Origin of the sequence: Bacillus sp. FSL M7-1345, from assembly GCF_038006985.1 — a bacterium.
Taxonomy (GTDB): Bacteria; Bacillota; Bacilli; order Bacillales; family Bacillaceae_G; genus Bacillus_A; species Bacillus_A cereus_U.
This window is the reverse complement of sequence record NZ_JBBOWG010000001.1, coordinates 3,695,011-3,712,451: the sequence shown is the minus strand read 5'-3', so window position 1 is coordinate 3,712,451 and position 17,441 is coordinate 3,695,011. Positions and strand designations below refer to the sequence as shown.

Sequence of the window (17,441 nt, the reverse complement as noted above, 5' to 3'; positions counted from 1 at the left end):
ATATAATGGTGTAAGAGTGGCGAGGAGGGAGTAGTACCGAATGGAAGAAAGAATTGAACGAATTAAGAAGCAATTACATGCAGCGAGCTATAAATTGACACCACAACGTGAAGCAACAGTTCGTGTGCTGCTAGAAAATGAAGAAGATCATTTAAGCGCAGAAGATGTATACCTCCTTGTAAAAGAAAAGTCGCCAGAGATCGGATTAGCAACCGTTTATCGAACTTTAGAGTTATTGTCTGAGTTGAAAGTTGTCGATAAGATTAACTTTGGAGACGGTGTTTCGCGTTATGACTTACGCCAAGAAGGTGCACAGCGTTTCCATCATCATTTAATCTGTACACAATGCGGTGCTGTACAAGAAATACAAGAAGATTTACTTGGTGAAGTGGAGAATAAAGTGGAACGAGACTGGAGCTTTAAGGTGAAAGATCATCGTTTAACATTCCATGGGATTTGTAAAAATTGTCAAGAAAATGAAACGGATGAAAAATAACCTTTTCCTATTTAACTAGGAAGAGGTTTTTTATTTGAATAAGGTATAAATTGGTGAAAGCTTGGCATATGTTGTAATAACTTATATTTTGGAGGAATTTACAATGCGCCGAGCTTTAAAATTAACTTTTGATGGGATGAAAGTATTTTTATTATTTACAAGTTGTACGATTTTGTTTTATTTCGCTATACTATGGATAAATGAAGAATATGAAAGTTACCATCGTTATGAAAAGCCAAAAGAAGAGACTGTAGAAAAAGTATCAGGGAATGAGGAGCCGGAAAAGGATGCTTTCGTAAATAGAATGATGTTTTTCTATGAAAATGGGGAGTAGTGTAGATTGGAAGATCAATTAAAAGATTTTATTCATTATATGATTGTTGAAAAAGGTTTAGCGAAAAATACAGTTGTATCTTATGAACGCGATTTGAAAAGCTATGTGAAGTATTTGCAAAATGTAGAACAAACGAAGACGTTTCATGAAGTGACACGCTTGCATATTGTTAACTTTTTGCAGCATTTAAAAGAAAACGGAAAATCTTCAAAAACATTGGCGCGTCATATTGCATCGATTCGTTCGTTTCATCAATTTTTACTTCGTGAGCGAGCAGTGGAGCATGACCCATCGGTACATATTGAAACGCCACAAGGGGAACGGAAATTACCAAAAGTATTATCGATCGACGAAGTGGAAGCATTACTTCAAACACCGAAAACGGCAAGTGCTTTTGGGATTCGTGATAAGGCAATGTTAGAGTTGTTGTATGCAACAGGACTTCGTGTTTCAGAATTAATTTCATTAAATTTAGAAGATGTACACTTAACGATGGGGTTTGTTCGCTGCATAGGGAAAGGGAATAAAGAAAGAATTATTCCATTAGGAAGCTTAGCGACAGAAGCGATTCAAAAGTATATTGAAAAAGGAAGAAGAGAATTGATGGGTAAAAAAGCAGTAGATGCACTCTTTTTAAACCATCATGGTAATCGATTATCGAGACAAGGATTTTGGAAAATTTTAAAACGATTAGCGAAAGAAGCAAATATTGAAAAAGAGCTTACACCGCATACGTTACGCCATTCTTTTGCTACACATTTATTAGAAAACGGGGCAGACTTGCGTGCTGTACAAGAAATGCTTGGACATGCAGATATTTCAACGACGCAAATTTATACGCACGTTTCAAAAACTAGATTAAAAGATGTATATAAACAGTTTCACCCGAGAGCATAGTCACTATGCTCTTTTTTCATAGATTAAGAAGAACAAACCATTTCACAGAAACTTCACAAACATTTCGTACATTGTTTTCAGCGGAAGACTAGAATATTACAATGTATTTCCTCTATACTAAATAAAGTATGAAGGAGGAAATGATGATGAAAAAACTTATTATGACGTTATTTATCGTGATGCTAGCATTGGCTGGCTGTAATACAAACAAAGAAGAACCGAAAAAAGAACAGAAACTTGAAGCTGTAAAAGTAGCAGTTCAAACGAATCCGAAAGAAATTAAACCAGGTGAAAAAACAGAAGTACAAGCACTTGTTACACAAGGAAAAGAAAAAGTAACAGATGCTGATGATGTAAAGTTTGAAATTTGGAAAGCAGGCGACGAAAAGCACGAGATGTTAAATGCTAAGCATAAAGGAAAAGGTGTTTATGCTGTAGAAAAAACATTCGAAACGGATGGAATATATCATGTTATTGCTCATACAAATGCACGTGAAATGCATGTTATGCCAGAAGTAAAAGTGGCTGTGGGAAATGCAAAAGTTGAAGATGCGAAAAAAGAAGAAGGTCATGGGGATCATAAAAGTGATACGATGATACATCTTATGGCTGGAGATATTAAAGCAAATGCTGAGTCAACAATGAAAGTTCATTTAAAACAAAAAGAAGAAGCGTTATCTGGTGCTGAAGTACAACTTGAGATTTGGAAAGACGGCGTTGAAAAACACGAATTTATTCCGGCGAAAGAGGGGAATAAAGGGGAGTATGAAAGTAAACATACTTTCAAAGAGAATGGTGCTTATAAAGTGAAAGTTCATGTAAGAAAAGGTGAACTACATGAACATAAAGAAGAAACAGTAGAAGTAAAATAAAAAGTAGCTCTTTAGAGCTGCTTTTTATTTTAGGAAAAAAGTCATGAAATGATTAGCACTTCTTTGCAGAATGGATTACAATAGAAGGGTAAAGAAAATGAAGAATTCTACGAAAATGTATTAAAAAGAAAGCGTAAACATGTTATGATATCAATATCAGATGTCTGACATCTGACTTGGAAAAACCTAGAAATGTTTTTGATTCGTTTGAAAGTAAAACGAAAAAGTTAGAGAATGATTTAAAGCAGTACTGTTTAATAATGAGGATGAAAGATAATTCCCATTGATAACAGTTTCACTTTATAGCGTTTTGAACATACTACAAGAAGTAGAACTGAACATATAGGAGGTTGCAGTTATGAATAAATATAAACGTATTTTCCTAGTCGTAATGGACTCTGTGGGAATCGGTGAAGCACCGGATGCTGAGCAGTTTGGTGATTTAGGTTCTGATACAATTGGTCATATCGCTGAACATATGAATGGATTACACATGCCAAATATGGTGAAATTAGGCCTTGGTAATATTCGTGAAATGAAAGGAATCTCTAAAGTAGAGAAACCGCTTGGATATTATACAAAAATGCAAGAGAAATCTACAGGAAAAGATACAATGACAGGTCATTGGGAAATCATGGGCCTTTACATTGATACACCATTCCAAGTGTTTCCTGAAGGATTCCCGAAAGAATTACTTGATGAATTAGAAGAAAAGACAGGTCGTAAAATTATCGGTAATAAACCAGCCTCTGGAACTGAGGTACTTGTTGAGCTTGGTCAAGAACAAATGGAAACAGGTTCTTTAATTGTTTACACTTCTGCTGATAGTGTATTACAAATCGCAGCTCATGAAGAAGTAGTACCACTTGAAGAGCTATATAAAATTTGTAAAATCGCACGTGAATTAACATTAGATGAGAAGTACATGGTAGGACGCGTTATCGCTCGTCCGTTCGTCGGAGAGCCAGGAAACTTCACACGTACACCAAATCGTCATGACTATGCACTAAAACCATTTGGTCGCACAGTAATGAATGAACTAAAAGATAGCGATTATGATGTAATTGCTATTGGTAAAATTGCTGATATTTATGATGGCGAAGGGGTAACTGAATCACTTCGTACGAAATCAAATATGGATGGAATGGACAAGCTTGTAGATACATTAAATATGGACTTTACAGGTATTAGCTTCTTAAACTTAGTTGACTTTGATGCATTATTTGGTCATCGCCGTGACCCACAAGGGTACGGAGAAGCTCTACAAGAATATGACGCACGTCTTCCAGAAGTATTCGAAAAACTAAAAGAAGATGATCTATTATTAATTACAGCAGACCACGGTAATGATCCAGTTCACTACGGTACTGATCATACACGTGAATATGTACCGTTATTAGCATATAGTCCAAGCATGAAAGAAGGCGGACAAGAGTTATCACTTCGTCAAACATTTGCTGATATTGGTGCAACTGTAGCAGAAAACTTTAATGTTAAAATGCCAGAACATGGAACAAGCTTCTTAAACGAGCTAAAGAAATAGGGGGATAAACAGATGAATCGTGAACTAATTACAAAATCAGCTTCATACTTAAAAGAGAAATTTCAAGAGACACCACAAGTAGGACTAATCCTTGGATCTGGACTAGGTGTATTAGCAGATGAAATCGAGAATGCAGTAACAGTACCATACAGTGAAATCCCTGAATTCCCAGTTTCAACTGTAGAAGGACATGCAGGTCAACTTGTATTCGGTACACTTCAAGGTGTAACAGTAGTAGCAATGCAAGGACGTTTCCATTTCTACGAAGGATACGATATGCAAAAAGTAACATTCCCAGTTCGTGTTATGAAAGAACTAGGTGTAGAAACAGTTGTTGTAACGAACGCAGCTGGTGGTGTAAATACATCATTTGAACCAGGCGATCTTATGTTAATTTCAGACCACATTAACTTCATGGGTACGAACCCATTAATCGGACCAAATGATTCTGAAATGGGTGTACGTTTCCCTGATATGTCTACATCATATACGCCAGAACTTCGCGAAATGGCGAAACAAGTTGCAGCAGATTTAAATATTAAAGTACAAGAAGGTGTATATGTTGGAATGACAGGTCCTGTATATGAAACACCTGCTGAAATTCGTATGCTTCGTACACTTGGCGGAGATGCAGTTGGTATGTCAACTGTACCTGAAGTAATTGTAGCGCGTCATGCGGGTATGAAAGTACTTGGTATTTCTTGTATTTCAAATATGGCAGCTGGTATTTTAGATCAACCACTTCACCACGATGAAGTAATTGAAACGACAGAACGTGTTAAAGCTAACTTCTTAGCATTAGTAAAAGCAATCGTAAAACAAATGAAGGGGTGACCTCACAATGAGAATGGTGGACCTAATTGCAAAAAAACGTGATGGACAAGCATTAACGACAGAAGAAATTAACTTTATTGTTGAAGGATATACAAATGGTGATATTCCTGATTATCAAGTAAGTTCACTTGCAATGGCAATTTTCTTCCAAGATATGAATGATCAAGAACGTGCAGATTTAACGATGGCAATGGTAAATAGCGGTGATACAATTGACTTATCAGCCATTGAAGGGGTAAAGGTAGATAAGCATTCAACAGGTGGTGTTGGTGATACAACGACACTTGTATTAGGTCCATTAGTAGCTGCTTTAGGTGTACCAGTTGCAAAAATGTCTGGACGTGGTTTAGGACATACTGGTGGTACAATTGATAAGTTAGAAGCAGTTCCAGGATTCCATGTGGAAATTGAAAATGATGAATTCATGCGTCTTGTAAATGAAAATAAAATTGCTGTTATCGGTCAAAGTGGAAACTTAACACCTGCTGATAAAAAATTGTATGCACTTCGTGATGTCACGGCAACAGTAAACTCAATTCCGCTTATTGCAAGCTCGATTATGAGTAAGAAAATTGCTGCTGGTGCAGATGCAATTGTTCTTGATGTAAAAACTGGAGCAGGAGCATTTATGAAAACAGATGAAGATGCAAAGCGTTTAGCGGAAGCAATGGTGCGCATCGGTAATAACGTTGGTCGTAATACGATGGCGGTTATTTCTGATATGAGTCAGCCGCTTGGTGAAGCAATCGGTAACGCATTAGAAGTACAAGAAGCAATTGATACATTACAAGGTAAAGGACCGAAAGATTTAGAAGAGTTATGTTTAACACTTGGAAGTCAGATGGTGTACCTTGCTGGACAAGCTTCATCTTTAGAAGATGCACGTGAAAAATTAATTGAAGTAATGAACAATGGAAAAGCGTTAGAAGCATTTAAAACGTTCTTATCGGCGCAGGGCGGCGATGCTTCTGTTGTTGATGATCCTTCTAAATTGCCACAAGCACAATTTAAAATTGAAGTGGAAGCGAAAGAAGACGGTTACGTATCGGAAATCGTTGCAGATGAAATCGGAACAGCAGCAATGCTTTTAGGAGCAGGACGTGCAACGAAAGAGTCTGAAATTGATTTAGCAGTTGGTCTAATGCTTCGCAAAAAAGTAGGCGATAGCGTGAAAAAAGGTGACTCTCTTGTTACAATTTACGCAAACCGCGAAAATGTTGAAGACGTAAAAGCGAAAATTTATGAGAACATGAAAATCGCTAAAGACCACGTAGATGCACCAACTTTAGTACACGGTATTGTAACGAAGTAATAAAGTGAAACTTTAATCAGTGGGGGGCTTCATCCCCCCACTGATTATGAGCCTTCACCAATCGGGCTTTTACGGGCAGTTGATCCCCCCACCGAACTTCTTTGCTTTCGCTGAATTTTGAGGTAGGGGTCTTACTGCCCGCAAATAGCGGGATAAAAAAAGCTGAGGAGATTTCTCCTTGGCTTTTTTTACTATTTTTTGTTTATAATAGTAATGGGTGAAATTATGATTAGAATTTGTGCAATAACGAAAAAAAATGAAGTTTTATATGATGTTTCGCTAGAAGAAACGAAAAAAGAAAACATTGTATGGTATTGGCTTGATTTATATAAGCCGACGAAAGAGGAGTATACATATATTTTACAAGATCACTTCAAGTTCCATCCCCTTGCAATTGAAGATTGTGTAGAATATGTACAGAGGCCAAAAGTAGATTTTTATGATGGATATAACTTTTTAGTTCTTCATGCATTCGGAGAAGATGGATTAGAACCGCATGAAATCGATTTATTTGTTAGTGATCGATATATAGTCTCTTTCCATTTCTCTCATAATAATGCGATTGAAAGAGTATGGAAAACGCTCGGTGAGAAGAAACGTATTAAGAAGAGTCCTTTACATGTAGCACATACAATTGTTGACCAAATTGTAGATGATTATTTCGCACCTGTTTATTACATTGAAGACCATTTAAATGCAATTGATGATAATTTAACGGGTGAGACAGCAGGAAGCGTGCTAGAAGAAGTATTTGATATTCGTGCGGATTTATCTAAGCTAAGGCGTACGATTATTCCGATGCGTGATTTATTGTATCGTATATTAAATTCAACACGTTTTTACGGTATAAGCGATCATGAAATTTATTTTAAAGATATACATGATCATTTGCTTAAACTGACAGAGATGATTGAAGCAAGCCGTGAATTAACAGCAGATATTCGAGATAGTTACTTTTCGTTGAATTCCCACCATATGAACAACATTATGAAAACATTAACTGTTTTCTCAACTATTTTCATGCCGTTAACATTTATTGCAGGGGTATACGGCATGAACTTCGCACATATGCCAGAGCTTGGCGGGAAGTATAGTTATTTTATTTGCTTAATTTTAATGGCGTTAATTGGCGGCGGAATGATGGCTTGGTTTTATAAAAAAGGTTGGTTTAAGTAAAAAAACACCGAGGGAAATCCTCGGTGTTTTTTTCTTAGCCAATAGCGTGTAATACGAACATGGCTAAGAATAAGCATGTAATGATATACATGGACGGTGCGACTTCTTTACGCTTTCCAAGAGCAACTTTCAAGATAGGATAAGCAATAAATCCGAACGCAATGCCATCAGCGATACTATATGTGAGCGGGATCATAACGATAATTAAAAACGCTGGAAATCCTTCTGAAAAGTCGTTCAGAGGAATTTGTTGAATGCTTGTAATCATCAGCCCGCCAATAATAATTAAGATTGGTGCAATGGCACTATCAGGAATTATTTTGACAAACGGAAGCGCAAACAGTGATGCGAAGAATAACAACCCTGTAACGATAGACGTCAGACCTGTTTTTCCGCCTGCAGTAATACCTGCGGCACTCTCTACTGTTGAAACGGTAGGGCTTGTGCCAAATAGACCACATGTCATTGCTGAAATTGCATTTGCTTGGTAAGCACGTGGGAATTTACGGTCATCTTCTAATAAACCGTGCAGTAGTCCCATGTTCTCAAAAATAAGCACCATGCTTAAGGAGAATGTTGCAATCCAAAATGGCAAGGAAGAAAGTTTCCCAAATGACATAGCTCCAAACACATCGCCATAATTAGCGAATGAAAACGAACTATTTCCCAGTTGACTCGTATCAACAAGACCAAACAGCCATGCAATACCAGTGCCAATTGCAATCGTCCATAAAAAGCTTCCACGTACGTTACGCACAAATAGCACAAGTGCGACAATAAGAGTAAGTAGTGTGGCAAGAACGACAGGACTACTTAATTTCCCCATTGCAACAGCAGTATTAGGATGCGAAACGACTAAACCACCTTTTTGCAAGCCGATGAAAGCTAAAAACAACCCGATACCGACAGTGATCGCTTCCTTTAATGACTTTGGAATCGATACCGAAAGCACGCGAGCAATCGGTGTAAAAGCAGCAATTGAAAAAATAATACCGGCGATAAAAACAGCTGCCAATGCTTCTTGCCAAGTTAAACCAAGCGTATGCACAGCAGTGTACGTAAAGAATGCATTTACACCCATACCAGGGACAAGAATAGCAGGTGCATTTGCCCAAAATGCCATAAGTAGACATCCGACAAATGAACTAAAAACAGTTGCCAAAATTCCTGCCTCAAGAGGAATGCCGGCATCTGATAAGATTGACGCATTTACAATCATAATATAAACAATTGTGAAAAATGACGTGACTCCAGCTAAAACTTCTTGTTTTGGTGATGTTTGGTGTAAGTCTAATTTAAATGTTCTTTCAAGTATTCCTTTCATGTTAAACCTTCTTTTTCATATCCCTCTCCCACCCGTGATATCTCTTATGTAAGAGCTCACCGTCCTTTATTATATCAGAACATCATGTTTTTACAACAACGAAAATGATAACGGTTACTTATAAATGAGTTTATTTATAAATACGTAAAAATTGCCCGGATAGATGAAATGATTTCTAGTTCTCCTGATTGAATGGGCGGAGCTGCTTGCGCATGCAAAGTAGCATATGATGCGATCTCCCGCGGTAATTGGACAGATTCTTCAACGAGTGAGAGGGGAACAGGATTAATATTTAAATTGTAGGTACTCGCAATTGTACGAGCTTTGTCTACTGCTTGTTGCAGAGCTTGAATGAGAGCTTGCTCATAATATTTATTTGGATGAGATATTCGAAAACGTAATCCTTTTGCTACGTTTGCACCATTCGTAACGGCTATATCATATACTTCCCCTGCTTTTTGCACATTTAAAACGGTAATTTCATACAAATGCTCCACACGGTAGCCTTGTAGTAATGCTTTATCATTTACATATTCGTATTGAGGAGTAATTGTATAAGAAATGGTTTCTATATCTTTATCGGCAATACCTAGCTGTTTGAGTGCATCAAGCAATTGTTTCGATTGCACTGCATTTTCTTCTTGCGCTTGTTTTACATTTTTACTATCTGTTCGAATGCCCAGTGTTAATATGACAACATTTGGTTTTGCCTTTATAATGCCTTCTCCTTGTACAGTAATAGTAGCTTCTTTACCAGTATTTGTCGTACGGATATTATGTAAATACGGATTCATTCCACCTTGCATTTATGCTCACCATCCTTTTTTACATGTATATGTGTGAACAAAAAAGAAAATCGTATGAAAAAAGTTACATAAATGAGAATGTTGTGAGAAGAAAGCATATACAATATAGGTATTTATAGATTATAATATGTGTAAATATGATAAAAAAGGGACGAGGCTAGTGAACGAAAATAGAGAAACACTGATTTTAGATTTATCTGCATCATTTCGAAAGATGATACGTTTATTACAAAATGATATTAATACACGTTTTTCAGAGCATATGCCATATAATGAATTCTCTGTATTACGTGCGTTATTTTTAAAAAGTCCACAGATGGCTTCGCAAATTGCGAGTGAAGTAAACGTAACCTCCAGTCATATTACAGCTGTAACAGATCGTCTCGTGCGAAAAGGGTTTGTTGAAAGAAAACGTTCAAATTCGGACCGTCGTATCGTATACTTAGAAATTACTGAAAACGGACGAGAAGTAACTGAAAAGCTTGAAGCTGTGCGTAAAGAATATTATAAAGAGAAATTTAAAGGTTGGAGCGACCAAGAGATAGAAATGGTTTTAGAACTATTTGGCCGCGTATTATAATAAATGAGGATAGGAAGCGAGAGCTTTCCTATCCTTTTTCTTTTGAATAAAAACACTTTGAAACTCCAATACTCTAATTAAAAAGAATCGGAGTGAAAAATTATGAAACGTATTTTTACGCTTCTCATTATGATTGGAAGTGTTGTCTGCTTTAATAAATTCGTGGATGCTGCAACGCCAATTCAAGTAGTTCAAAAAGAATTACAACATATTTCAAATAAGCAACCTGTTTTATATTCGAAACTATGGATTCGCTCTATGCAGAATACGATTTTATTTCATCATAGTGATAACGTCCGGCATGAAGATACGATAAGCAATGTGACAAAATCTTCCCTTGTAAAAGTAAAACAACTTCCACTTCAGAAAGCTTCACAGTATATTCCGAGATTATCTCAATACATTTCTAAGTTTGAGGCTGAGAATGTTCAAGTGTATTATGTAGCAGCTCGTTATGAAGTGAAAAAAGAGAATTCGTATCAGTTAAATGGAATGAATTATTTCATGCAAGTATTTATTCAACAAGGAGGAGAATGGAGAATTGCTGAAAGTATAGTTGCGCCAACAGATCAAATCGTGGCAAATGGTGACGGCTTTGGAACAAAGCAAGAAAAGGAGTATGGGAAAAGAAGAGAGAATGTGAAATAACCTCCTCTAGGCGAGGAGGTTATTTTATTTGAAATTCCAAGAGACTTTCCATTTTAATATTTTAGCTAGGAAGAAATACGTAATTAAACTAGTTATCAAAAATCCGATGTAAAAGCTGGACAATGACTGCGCGCGACTTAGCATTAAACCTCCAGCGATCCCACCAAAGAAAATCGCACAAGCCATAACTAACTTTTGTAATCTTGGATATAATAGGTAGTTACCATTTCGTTCATTCACTGAACGAACATATAAATATATACCAAGCGGTAATAAAATGATGATATGTGCAATAGGTCCAATCAATGTTTTTGCTGGAGGGATTTTTGTAAAGTTCGGTTCGTTATGCCTCACTCCATTTCGATCGGTATAAGCGCTTTGTGGATCATAATTAAAGTGAATATAAAACTCTTCTGCTGGACCAGAAATACGTATGTTTTCCGTAAGACGTTGTATATTGCCATTGTCTTTATGAAATTCAGTATTCGAGTGAACAGCAATGACTCCTGCAATAAGTGATGGGAGTAACACTGGGAATATTAATATAGCTGCAGTGAGAAATCCTTGCGATATAACATTCCCAGCGATTGTTCCTATGCATAAGGCAAGTGTATAAATAGCGATTAATACAATTAACATGTATATAAAGTAACTATGAAATGGGGAAAATACTTGATATTTATTATGAAAAGTCAACTTTTTCATAATAGCAAATAGTCCCCAGTTTAAAAGGACAATCGCAACGATATTACAAATTCCAAACAACCATTTTGTTATATAAAGGTGTGAACGTTTAAAGGGCATAGACCATAACAAGTCACTAGAGTTATTTTGTCTTTCCAAGCCGATTAATGTGCAGGCCAGAACGATAAGTACACCACCTTGAAATATGACAGAGTCCATAAGTGATAAATCAAAGTTGTAATGATATATAGATTTCCATTTTTTATTCATATTTAGAAAGTGTTGTTGTTCAATAGAAGTCATATAGTATTTATACGACAAAGTATAGAAGCTGATGAGCCAAAATAGCCATACAACATATTTACTTTGTTGATACGTTCTTAGCCATAGTGCTTTTTGAAACATAGGATCTCTCCTTTAAAAAACTTTATAATTTGTTAGGCGTGATAATACAACATAAGTAATGATTCCAGCGAGAAACAAACCGATATAGTAGTTTAATAGGAAACTAAATTGAGTTATTTTATAGCCACCTAGTAATGCAAAGTAAATGGTTGCCCCCCATATCCACATCCGTAAATGATTTTGGAAAATAAATATCTTTTGAGTGTTTTCATTAGGTGATCGTGTATATAAGTATGTGCCAAGGAGTAAGTAAAATATTGTATACAAAATAGGGACTAACATTGATTTAGCTGAATAATACGTATAAGATGCTGGGTCTCTTAAAGTAGTTGGGGCATTTTCTTTTTTACGTAATTCAGGATCATACTCGTAATAAAGCGTGAAATTATATATTGGTGCGACCACATTTGTTTTTTGATTGATTTCATAAAGTTGTTCATATAGCTTATAATCTTTAGTATCGGTAGCCTCTAAATGGTTTATCGTAAAAGTGTACACTAGTGGAATAAATGTAAGTCCCATTAGTAGCCACGGAATACAAAAAACAATCTGCGAAACAACGCTTCCAGTAAAAGTACCGATGCACAGTGCGGCTGTATATACTGCAACATAAGAAACAATCGCATAAAGAAAGTATCGGTGAAATGGACTAAATGATTGATAATCAAAATGAATGGTTGTTCTATAAATAGCGTACATAAGAATCCAGTTTATAAGTAATGAACCTACAATACAAAATGAACCGAAAGCCCATTTAGTTAAGAAAATATCTTTTCTATTAAAAGGCATTGCCATAAGTGTGCTATTAGACTGGTTACTACGCTCCCATCCTATCAATAAGCAGGCTAAAGCGATGATAAGAACAGTTAACCAAACACTATTGCCTTCCCCTGGAGAAAAGGAATAAAAATAATAATAGTGTTTTCCTTTTTCTTGTAATTCGTAATACTCAGCAAGTTGTCTCTGAGCACTTCTATAGTAGCCAAAAGATAGCAAGTAAAGCGAACTAAAGAAAAACAGTAACACAGCATATTTCCCGCGCTTCCAATTCCACATCCATAACGCCTTATGAAACATACCCATCCCCCTCCAGTGTCGTAACGAAGACATCTTCAAGTGACATTGATAATTCTTCAATGAGTATTGGTTGCTCTTTATAGAACTTCTCCAGTGTTGTAGCCACATTTCCCTCAATTAAGATTGTATATACTTTTCCTGTTTGATTTAATATTTTAATATTGCTTAAGTTTTCTAGTTTTTGAGGTAGTGATCGTTCGTAAGCAACTTGGACTTTAGCAAATTGTGATTTTGCATCATCTAGTGATGTAATAGAATCTACGGTATGTTCTTTTAAAATAATGATTGTATCGGCAATTTTTTCAACTTCATCTAAATGGTGAGTGGAGATGAAAATTGTAATTTCTTTTTCTGCTACTTCTTCAACGAGAAATTGTAGAATCTGTCTTTTAACGATAGGATCAAGTCCGTTTGTCGGTTCATCTAAAATGATATATTCTGCTTTTGCAGCGAAAGCTAAAATGATCGCAAGCAGTGCTTTCATTCCTTTTGAGTAACTACGAATACGTTTGTTTGGTAAATTAAAACGTTCTAATATCTCATAAAAATATTGTTCATCAAATGCTGTATAAACTGCTTTATAAAACTTAACGATTTCTTTCACTGTATAACCGTTTAGTATGTTAGTAGAGTCTGGAACGTATACAACCTTTTGTTTAATTTCAGGATGCTTATGAACATCCGTATCCTCATATGTAACAGTTCCTGCATCTGGGTCTAAAATGCCGACCATCGTTCGTAATAAAGTTGTTTTCCCCGCACCGTTTCTTCCGAGCAATCCGACGATACTACCTTTTTGTAATGTGAAAGAAACATCGTCTAAAATCGTTTGGTTATCAATTGTTTTCTTCAAGTTTGTCACTTTCAGCATCCGTATTTCCTCCAATCTCTTTATAGTATGAATCTATCCAATCGTGAATTTTATCTTTCGTAATCCCAAGATAAGAGGCTTCTAGTAATAATTGATGAAATTGCTTTTCAACCATAGCGATTTTCCTTTCGTCTAATGTTGGGGTAATCGATTGGGCTACAAATGTTCCTTTTCCTCGTAATGTTTCAATAATCCCTTGTCGCTCTAATTCTTGATAAGCTTTACTTACTGTATTTGGATTTATAACGAGCAAAGAAGCAAGCTCGCGTACAGAAGGAAGCTTATCACTTGGAGCTAACATGTTTTTTAGTACGAGCTCTTTTATATTTTGAACAATTTGTTCCCATATCGGAGTGTTGCTTCTTGGATCAAGTTGAATATGCAAGAGCAATGTCTCCTTCCTGATGAGTATTAAGTGTACTACTGTGTGTAATACACTTAATACAATATAAGCAATGAATTTATTTGTCAACTGAAAATGATAGAAAAATATGGTATTAAAAATGAATAAATTGGAAAAAATAGGTTTGATATAGAATGGAGGGTTAGTCATGAAGCGAGTTTTTGGAATACTTGTTTGTTTCATGTTATTGCTTTCTGGTACTTCAGTTAGTTTTGCACAATCTGAGAAAACGAAGCAGGAGAAAACAGAAGAAGCCACGCCGAAGTTAGCGGAACAAGCGTCGTCAGCGATCGTAATTGAGCAAGATACAGGTAAAGTTTTATTTGATAAAAATCCGAATGAAAAGTTACCACCTGCTAGTATGACAAAAATTATGACAATGCTTTTAATTATGGAACAAGTTGAAAAAGGAAAATTAAAACTGACAGATAAAGTGAGAGCGAGTGAACACGCAGCTTCAATGGGCGGATCACAAATTTTTCTAGAACCTGGGGAAGAGATGACTGTAAATGAAATGTTAAAGGGCATTGCAATTGCATCTGGAAATGATGCATCTGTTGCAGTAGCTGAGCATATCGCTGGTTCAGAAGAAGGTTTCGTAAATATGATGAACAAAAAAGCGAAAGATCTAGGGCTGAAAAATACACATTTTCAAAATCCGACAGGTCTTCCAGCGAAAGATCATTATTCTACAGCGAATGATATGGCTATTATGGCGAAAGAGTTGATGAAGTATCCACTTATTCGAAAATATACAGGTAAATATGAAGACTATTTACGTGAAAATACGGATAAGAAATTTTGGCTCGTTAATACGAATAAGCTAGTACGTTTTTATCCTGGAGTAGATGGAGTGAAAACGGGCTTTACGACGGAAGCGAAATATTGTTTAACAGCATCAGCTGAAAAAAATGGTATGCGTGTTATTTCAGTTGTAATGGGAGCACCTACTTCAAAAGAACGGAACAATCAAGTAACGAAGCTGCTTGATTATGCATTTGGACAATACATGACAAAGAAATTGTATACACGTGGTGAGAAAATTAAGACTGTACAAGTAGGAAAAGGTAAGGAAGAAAAAGTAGATTTAGTTGCGTCAGACAATGTGTCTCTTCTTATGAAGAAGGGCGAAAATATGGACAAAGTTAAACAAGAAGTGATTGCTGAAAAGAAAGTGAAGGCACCGATTAAAAAAGGTGATGCACTTGGCACACTTGTTATTAAAAGAGATAAAGATGTTTTATTAAAACAAACAATTGTAGCGAAAGAAGATGTTGATGCAGCTAGCTGGTGGGAGTTATTTAAACGAAGCTTTGGGATGTTTTCAACATCAAAATAGCGGTGAAAATTTTGCCGCTTTTCTGTTCGTATTTACGGGGATAATTGCTGAAAGGTTTCACTTTATGGCGAAATAGTTCTTCTTTTGTCAGTAGGAAGGATTCTTGTTTTATATCACGAAAATCTTATGTTAAAGAATAAAGTTTGAGCATAAGGAGGAAATCGTGTGAGTCTTTCCATGCATTTAGAAGTAAAACGTGACGTCTTATGTGTGAGGCTAGAGGGTGAATTAGATCATCATACTGCTGAAGAGTTGCGAACGAAAGTAACAGATATGATTGAGACACATGGTGTTCATCATATTGTTTTGAGCCTAGAGAACTTAACATTTATGGATAGTTCAGGTTTAGGCGTTATATTAGGCCGATATAAACATGTAAAGGGATTAGGTGGAGAGATGGTTGTCTGTGCAATTTCACCGCCTGTTAAACGTTTATTTGAAATGTCAGGTCTATTCAAAATTGTTCGTTTAGAAGAAAGTGAAGCGCATGCGCTCGCGACGTTGGGGGTGGCATAGATGAGAAATGAAATGAACCTTCAATTTTCAGCGTTAAGTCAGAATGAATCATTCGCTCGTGTTACGGTAGCTGCTTTTATTGCGCAATTAGACCCGACGATGGAAGAACTAACAGAGATTAAAACAGTTGTGTCAGAAGCGGTTACAAATGCAATTATTCATGGGTATGAAGGGAATGCAGAAGGTGTTGTTTATATTTCAGTGATTTTGGAAGAAGCGATGGTGAAACTCACGATTCGAGATGAAGGGATTGGTATCTTTAACTTAGATGAGGCAAGACAACCCCTTTTTACAACTAAACCTGAATTAGAGCGTTCCGGAATGGGATTTACTATCATGGAAAATTTTATGGATGAAGTAGAAGTTATTTCAAACGAATCTTTCGGGACAACAATCCATTTGACAAAATACTTATCAAATAGTAACGCTCTATGCAATTAAGGAGAATAGCCAATGGACATAGAGGTCAGAAATGAGAAGAAGAAACCTCAGTTAAAGGACCACGAGCTAAAAGCGTTAATTCAAAAAAGTCAAGATGGAGATCAACAAGCGAGAGATACAATCGTTCAAAGTAATATGCGTCTCGTATGGTCGGTTGTGCAGCGATTTCTTAATCGAGGATACGAACCAGACGATTTATTTCAAATTGGATGTATTGGACTCTTAAAATCGGTAGATAAATTTGATTTATCTTTCGACGTGAAATTTTCAACATATGCAGTTCCAATGATTATCGGTGAAATACAACGATTTTTACGTGACGATGGATCAGTGAAAGTAAGTAGATCTTTAAAAGAAACAGGAAACAAAGTCCGAAAGATGAGAGACGAGCTTTCGAAGGAATTTGGAAGGGCCCCAACGATTAATGAGGTAGCAGAGGCTCTTGAACTAACGCCGGAAGAAGTTGTTCTGGCGCAAGAAGCGAGTCGTGCTCCTTCGTCGATACATGAAACTGTGTATGAAAACGATGGAGATCCGATTACTATTTTAGATCAAATTGCAGATCAATCGGAAACGAAATGGTTTGATAAAATTGCTTTAAAAGAAGCAATTAGAGAATTGGATGAACGAGAACGGCTAATTGTGTATTTGCGCTATTATAAAGACCAAACCCAATCAGAAGTAGCGGAGCGCATAGGCATTTCGCAAGTACAAGTTTCAAGGCTTGAAAAGAAAATATTAAAACAGATGAAAGATCGAATAGATGAATAGCTATCTATTCGATTTTTTTTGTTGTAACGTATGGTTGGTCGATAGCGGCAGCGTTTCTTATAGTTGCACTAGTCATTAGTCTGAAGAAATGGAATGCACAAATACATTCAGT

Annotated in this window: 20 protein-coding genes; 14 read left to right on the top strand and 6 right to left on the bottom strand. The window is 36.2% G+C overall.

The annotated features are described in order from the left end of the window. Positions 1-40 precede the first annotated feature (40 nt). The 8 genes from fur (at position 41) to corA (ending at position 7,464) form a co-directional block, all read left to right on the top strand. Positions 41-496: a ferric iron uptake transcriptional regulator gene (gene fur / locus MHB76_RS19295; RefSeq protein WP_000392654.1), complete on the top strand. Its 456-nt coding sequence runs from the start codon at positions 41-43 to the stop codon at positions 494-496. A gap of 103 nt (positions 497-599) precedes the next feature. Beyond that, the gene (locus tag MHB76_RS19290) at positions 600-830 is read left to right on the top strand and encodes a YqzK family protein (RefSeq protein ID WP_002088473.1); all 231 of its coding nucleotides are present in this window, start codon (positions 600-602) and stop codon (positions 828-830) included. Between the two features lie 6 nt (positions 831-836). After that, the gene (gene xerD, locus MHB76_RS19285) at positions 837-1,727 is read left to right on the top strand and encodes a site-specific tyrosine recombinase XerD (RefSeq protein WP_002111635.1); all 891 of its coding nucleotides are present in this window, start codon (positions 837-839) and stop codon (positions 1,725-1,727) included. 143 nt (positions 1,728-1,870) lie between these two features. Next, a complete protein-coding gene (locus MHB76_RS19280; protein ID WP_340988215.1) occupies positions 1,871-2,599 on the top strand; it encodes a FixH family protein in 729 nt (242 codons plus the stop codon). Positions 2,600-2,957: 358 nt separating this feature from the next. Continuing rightward, positions 2,958-4,142, top strand: a complete 1,185-nt coding sequence (deoB, locus tag MHB76_RS19275) for a phosphopentomutase (RefSeq protein WP_002111633.1) — start codon at positions 2,958-2,960, stop codon at positions 4,140-4,142. Between the two features lie 12 nt (positions 4,143-4,154). After that, positions 4,155-4,976: a purine-nucleoside phosphorylase gene (locus tag MHB76_RS19270; RefSeq protein WP_001078443.1), complete on the top strand. Its 822-nt coding sequence runs from the start codon at positions 4,155-4,157 to the stop codon at positions 4,974-4,976. Between the two features lie 7 nt (positions 4,977-4,983). Continuing rightward, a complete protein-coding gene (locus MHB76_RS19265) occupies positions 4,984-6,288 on the top strand; it encodes a pyrimidine-nucleoside phosphorylase (RefSeq protein ID WP_002160604.1) in 1,305 nt (434 codons plus the stop codon). 213 nt (positions 6,289-6,501) lie between these two features. After that, the gene (corA, locus tag MHB76_RS19260; protein ID WP_002160605.1) at positions 6,502-7,464 is read left to right on the top strand and encodes a magnesium/cobalt transporter CorA; all 963 of its coding nucleotides are present in this window, start codon (positions 6,502-6,504) and stop codon (positions 7,462-7,464) included. A gap of 34 nt (positions 7,465-7,498) precedes the next feature. On the opposite strand, the gene MHB76_RS19255 is transcribed toward corA, so the two are convergent. Together MHB76_RS19255 and MHB76_RS19250 are read right to left on the bottom strand one after the other, a co-directional pair. Further along, a complete protein-coding gene (locus tag MHB76_RS19255) occupies positions 7,499-8,788 on the bottom strand; it encodes an NCS2 family permease (protein WP_002160606.1) in 1,290 nt (429 codons plus the stop codon). A gap of 134 nt (positions 8,789-8,922) precedes the next feature. Next, positions 8,923-9,594: an SIMPL domain-containing protein gene (locus tag MHB76_RS19250; RefSeq protein ID WP_002111627.1), complete on the bottom strand. Its 672-nt coding sequence runs from the start codon at positions 9,592-9,594 to the stop codon at positions 8,923-8,925. 160 nt (positions 9,595-9,754) lie between these two features. On the opposite strand from MHB76_RS19250, the gene MHB76_RS19245 reads away from it, so the two are divergent. Then, a complete protein-coding gene (locus MHB76_RS19245) occupies positions 9,755-10,174 on the top strand; it encodes a MarR family winged helix-turn-helix transcriptional regulator (protein ID WP_002088468.1) in 420 nt (139 codons plus the stop codon). Between the two features lie 102 nt (positions 10,175-10,276). Next, a complete protein-coding gene (locus MHB76_RS19240) occupies positions 10,277-10,822 on the top strand; it encodes a hypothetical protein (RefSeq protein WP_002160607.1) in 546 nt (181 codons plus the stop codon). 24 nt (positions 10,823-10,846) lie between these two features. Here the strand turns inward: MHB76_RS19240 and MHB76_RS19235 are convergent, their stop codons facing one another. From MHB76_RS19235 to MHB76_RS19220, 4 genes are read right to left on the bottom strand one after another with little or no spacing between them, the layout of a single operon-like run. Further along, positions 10,847-11,911 (bottom strand): ABC transporter permease subunit, encoded by a 1,065-nt coding sequence (locus tag MHB76_RS19235; RefSeq protein ID WP_078172865.1) that lies wholly within the window; start codon positions 11,909-11,911, stop codon positions 10,847-10,849. A 12-nt stretch (positions 11,912-11,923) separates the two neighbouring features. Next, entirely contained in the window at positions 11,924-12,988 is a 1,065-nt protein-coding gene (locus MHB76_RS19230; protein WP_002160609.1) for an ABC transporter permease subunit, read from the bottom strand. Next, positions 12,978-13,859, bottom strand: coding sequence for an ABC transporter ATP-binding protein (locus MHB76_RS19225; RefSeq protein WP_016106089.1), 882 nt, complete (start codon positions 13,857-13,859; stop codon positions 12,978-12,980). The genes MHB76_RS19230 and MHB76_RS19225 overlap by 11 nt, the downstream gene beginning before the upstream one ends. Then, entirely contained in the window at positions 13,825-14,244 is a 420-nt protein-coding gene (locus MHB76_RS19220) for a GntR family transcriptional regulator (RefSeq protein WP_002145907.1), read from the bottom strand. Before MHB76_RS19220 ends, MHB76_RS19225 begins: the two co-directional genes overlap by 35 nt. 166 nt (positions 14,245-14,410) lie before the next feature. Here MHB76_RS19220 and dacF point away from each other — a divergent pair, with 166 nt between their 5' ends. The 4 genes from dacF to sigF all read left to right on the top strand — a co-directional run bounded on the left by dacF (position 14,411) and on the right by sigF (position 17,329). Then, positions 14,411-15,601: a serine-type D-Ala-D-Ala carboxypeptidase DacF gene (gene dacF, locus MHB76_RS19215; protein ID WP_078172866.1), complete on the top strand. Its 1,191-nt coding sequence runs from the start codon at positions 14,411-14,413 to the stop codon at positions 15,599-15,601. A gap of 165 nt (positions 15,602-15,766) precedes the next feature. Beyond that, positions 15,767-16,117, top strand: a complete 351-nt coding sequence (gene spoIIAA / locus MHB76_RS19210; protein WP_002088460.1) for an anti-sigma F factor antagonist — start codon at positions 15,767-15,769, stop codon at positions 16,115-16,117. Beyond that, positions 16,118-16,558 carry an anti-sigma F factor gene (gene spoIIAB, locus MHB76_RS19205; RefSeq protein WP_001243400.1) on the top strand — a complete coding sequence of 147 codons (441 nt, stop codon included), beginning with the start codon at positions 16,118-16,120 and terminating at the stop codon, positions 16,556-16,558. A gap of 12 nt (positions 16,559-16,570) precedes the next feature. Beyond that, a complete protein-coding gene (sigF, locus tag MHB76_RS19200; RefSeq protein WP_002111619.1) occupies positions 16,571-17,329 on the top strand; it encodes an RNA polymerase sporulation sigma factor SigF in 759 nt (252 codons plus the stop codon). Positions 17,330-17,441 lie beyond the last annotated feature (112 nt).

Bases quoted from the DNA above. Each gene is read 5' to 3' on its own strand.
- fur (WP_000392654.1), top strand. From the start codon at position 41: ATGGAAGAAAGAATTGAACGAATTAAGAAGCAATTACATGCAGCGAGC.
- MHB76_RS19240 (WP_002160607.1), top strand. From the start codon at position 10,277: ATGAAACGTATTTTTACGCTTCTCATTATGATTGGAAGTGTTGTCTGC.
- spoIIAB (WP_001243400.1), top strand. From the start codon at position 16,118: ATGAGAAATGAAATGAACCTTCAATTTTCAGCGTTAAGTCAGAATGAA.
- corA (WP_002160605.1), top strand. From the start codon at position 6,502: ATGGGTGAAATTATGATTAGAATTTGTGCAATAACGAAAAAAAATGAA.
- MHB76_RS19230 (WP_002160609.1), bottom strand. From the start codon at position 12,988: ATGTTTCATAAGGCGTTATGGATGTGGAATTGGAAGCGCGGGAAATAT.
- MHB76_RS19270 (WP_001078443.1), top strand. From the start codon at position 4,155: ATGAATCGTGAACTAATTACAAAATCAGCTTCATACTTAAAAGAGAAA.
- MHB76_RS19265 (WP_002160604.1), top strand. From the start codon at position 4,984: ATGAGAATGGTGGACCTAATTGCAAAAAAACGTGATGGACAAGCATTA.
- MHB76_RS19225 (WP_016106089.1), bottom strand. From the start codon at position 13,859: ATGCTGAAAGTGACAAACTTGAAGAAAACAATTGATAACCAAACGATT.
- MHB76_RS19250 (WP_002111627.1), bottom strand. From the start codon at position 9,594: ATGCAAGGTGGAATGAATCCGTATTTACATAATATCCGTACGACAAAT.
- sigF (WP_002111619.1), top strand. From the start codon at position 16,571: ATGGACATAGAGGTCAGAAATGAGAAGAAGAAACCTCAGTTAAAGGAC.
- MHB76_RS19280 (WP_340988215.1), top strand. From the start codon at position 1,871: ATGATGAAAAAACTTATTATGACGTTATTTATCGTGATGCTAGCATTG.
- deoB (WP_002111633.1), top strand. From the start codon at position 2,958: ATGAATAAATATAAACGTATTTTCCTAGTCGTAATGGACTCTGTGGGA.
- MHB76_RS19235 (WP_078172865.1), bottom strand. From the start codon at position 11,911: ATGTTTCAAAAAGCACTATGGCTAAGAACGTATCAACAAAGTAAATAT.
- dacF (WP_078172866.1), top strand. From the start codon at position 14,411: ATGAAGCGAGTTTTTGGAATACTTGTTTGTTTCATGTTATTGCTTTCT.
- MHB76_RS19290 (WP_002088473.1), top strand. From the start codon at position 600: ATGCGCCGAGCTTTAAAATTAACTTTTGATGGGATGAAAGTATTTTTA.
- MHB76_RS19255 (WP_002160606.1), bottom strand. From the start codon at position 8,788: ATGAAAGGAATACTTGAAAGAACATTTAAATTAGACTTACACCAAACA.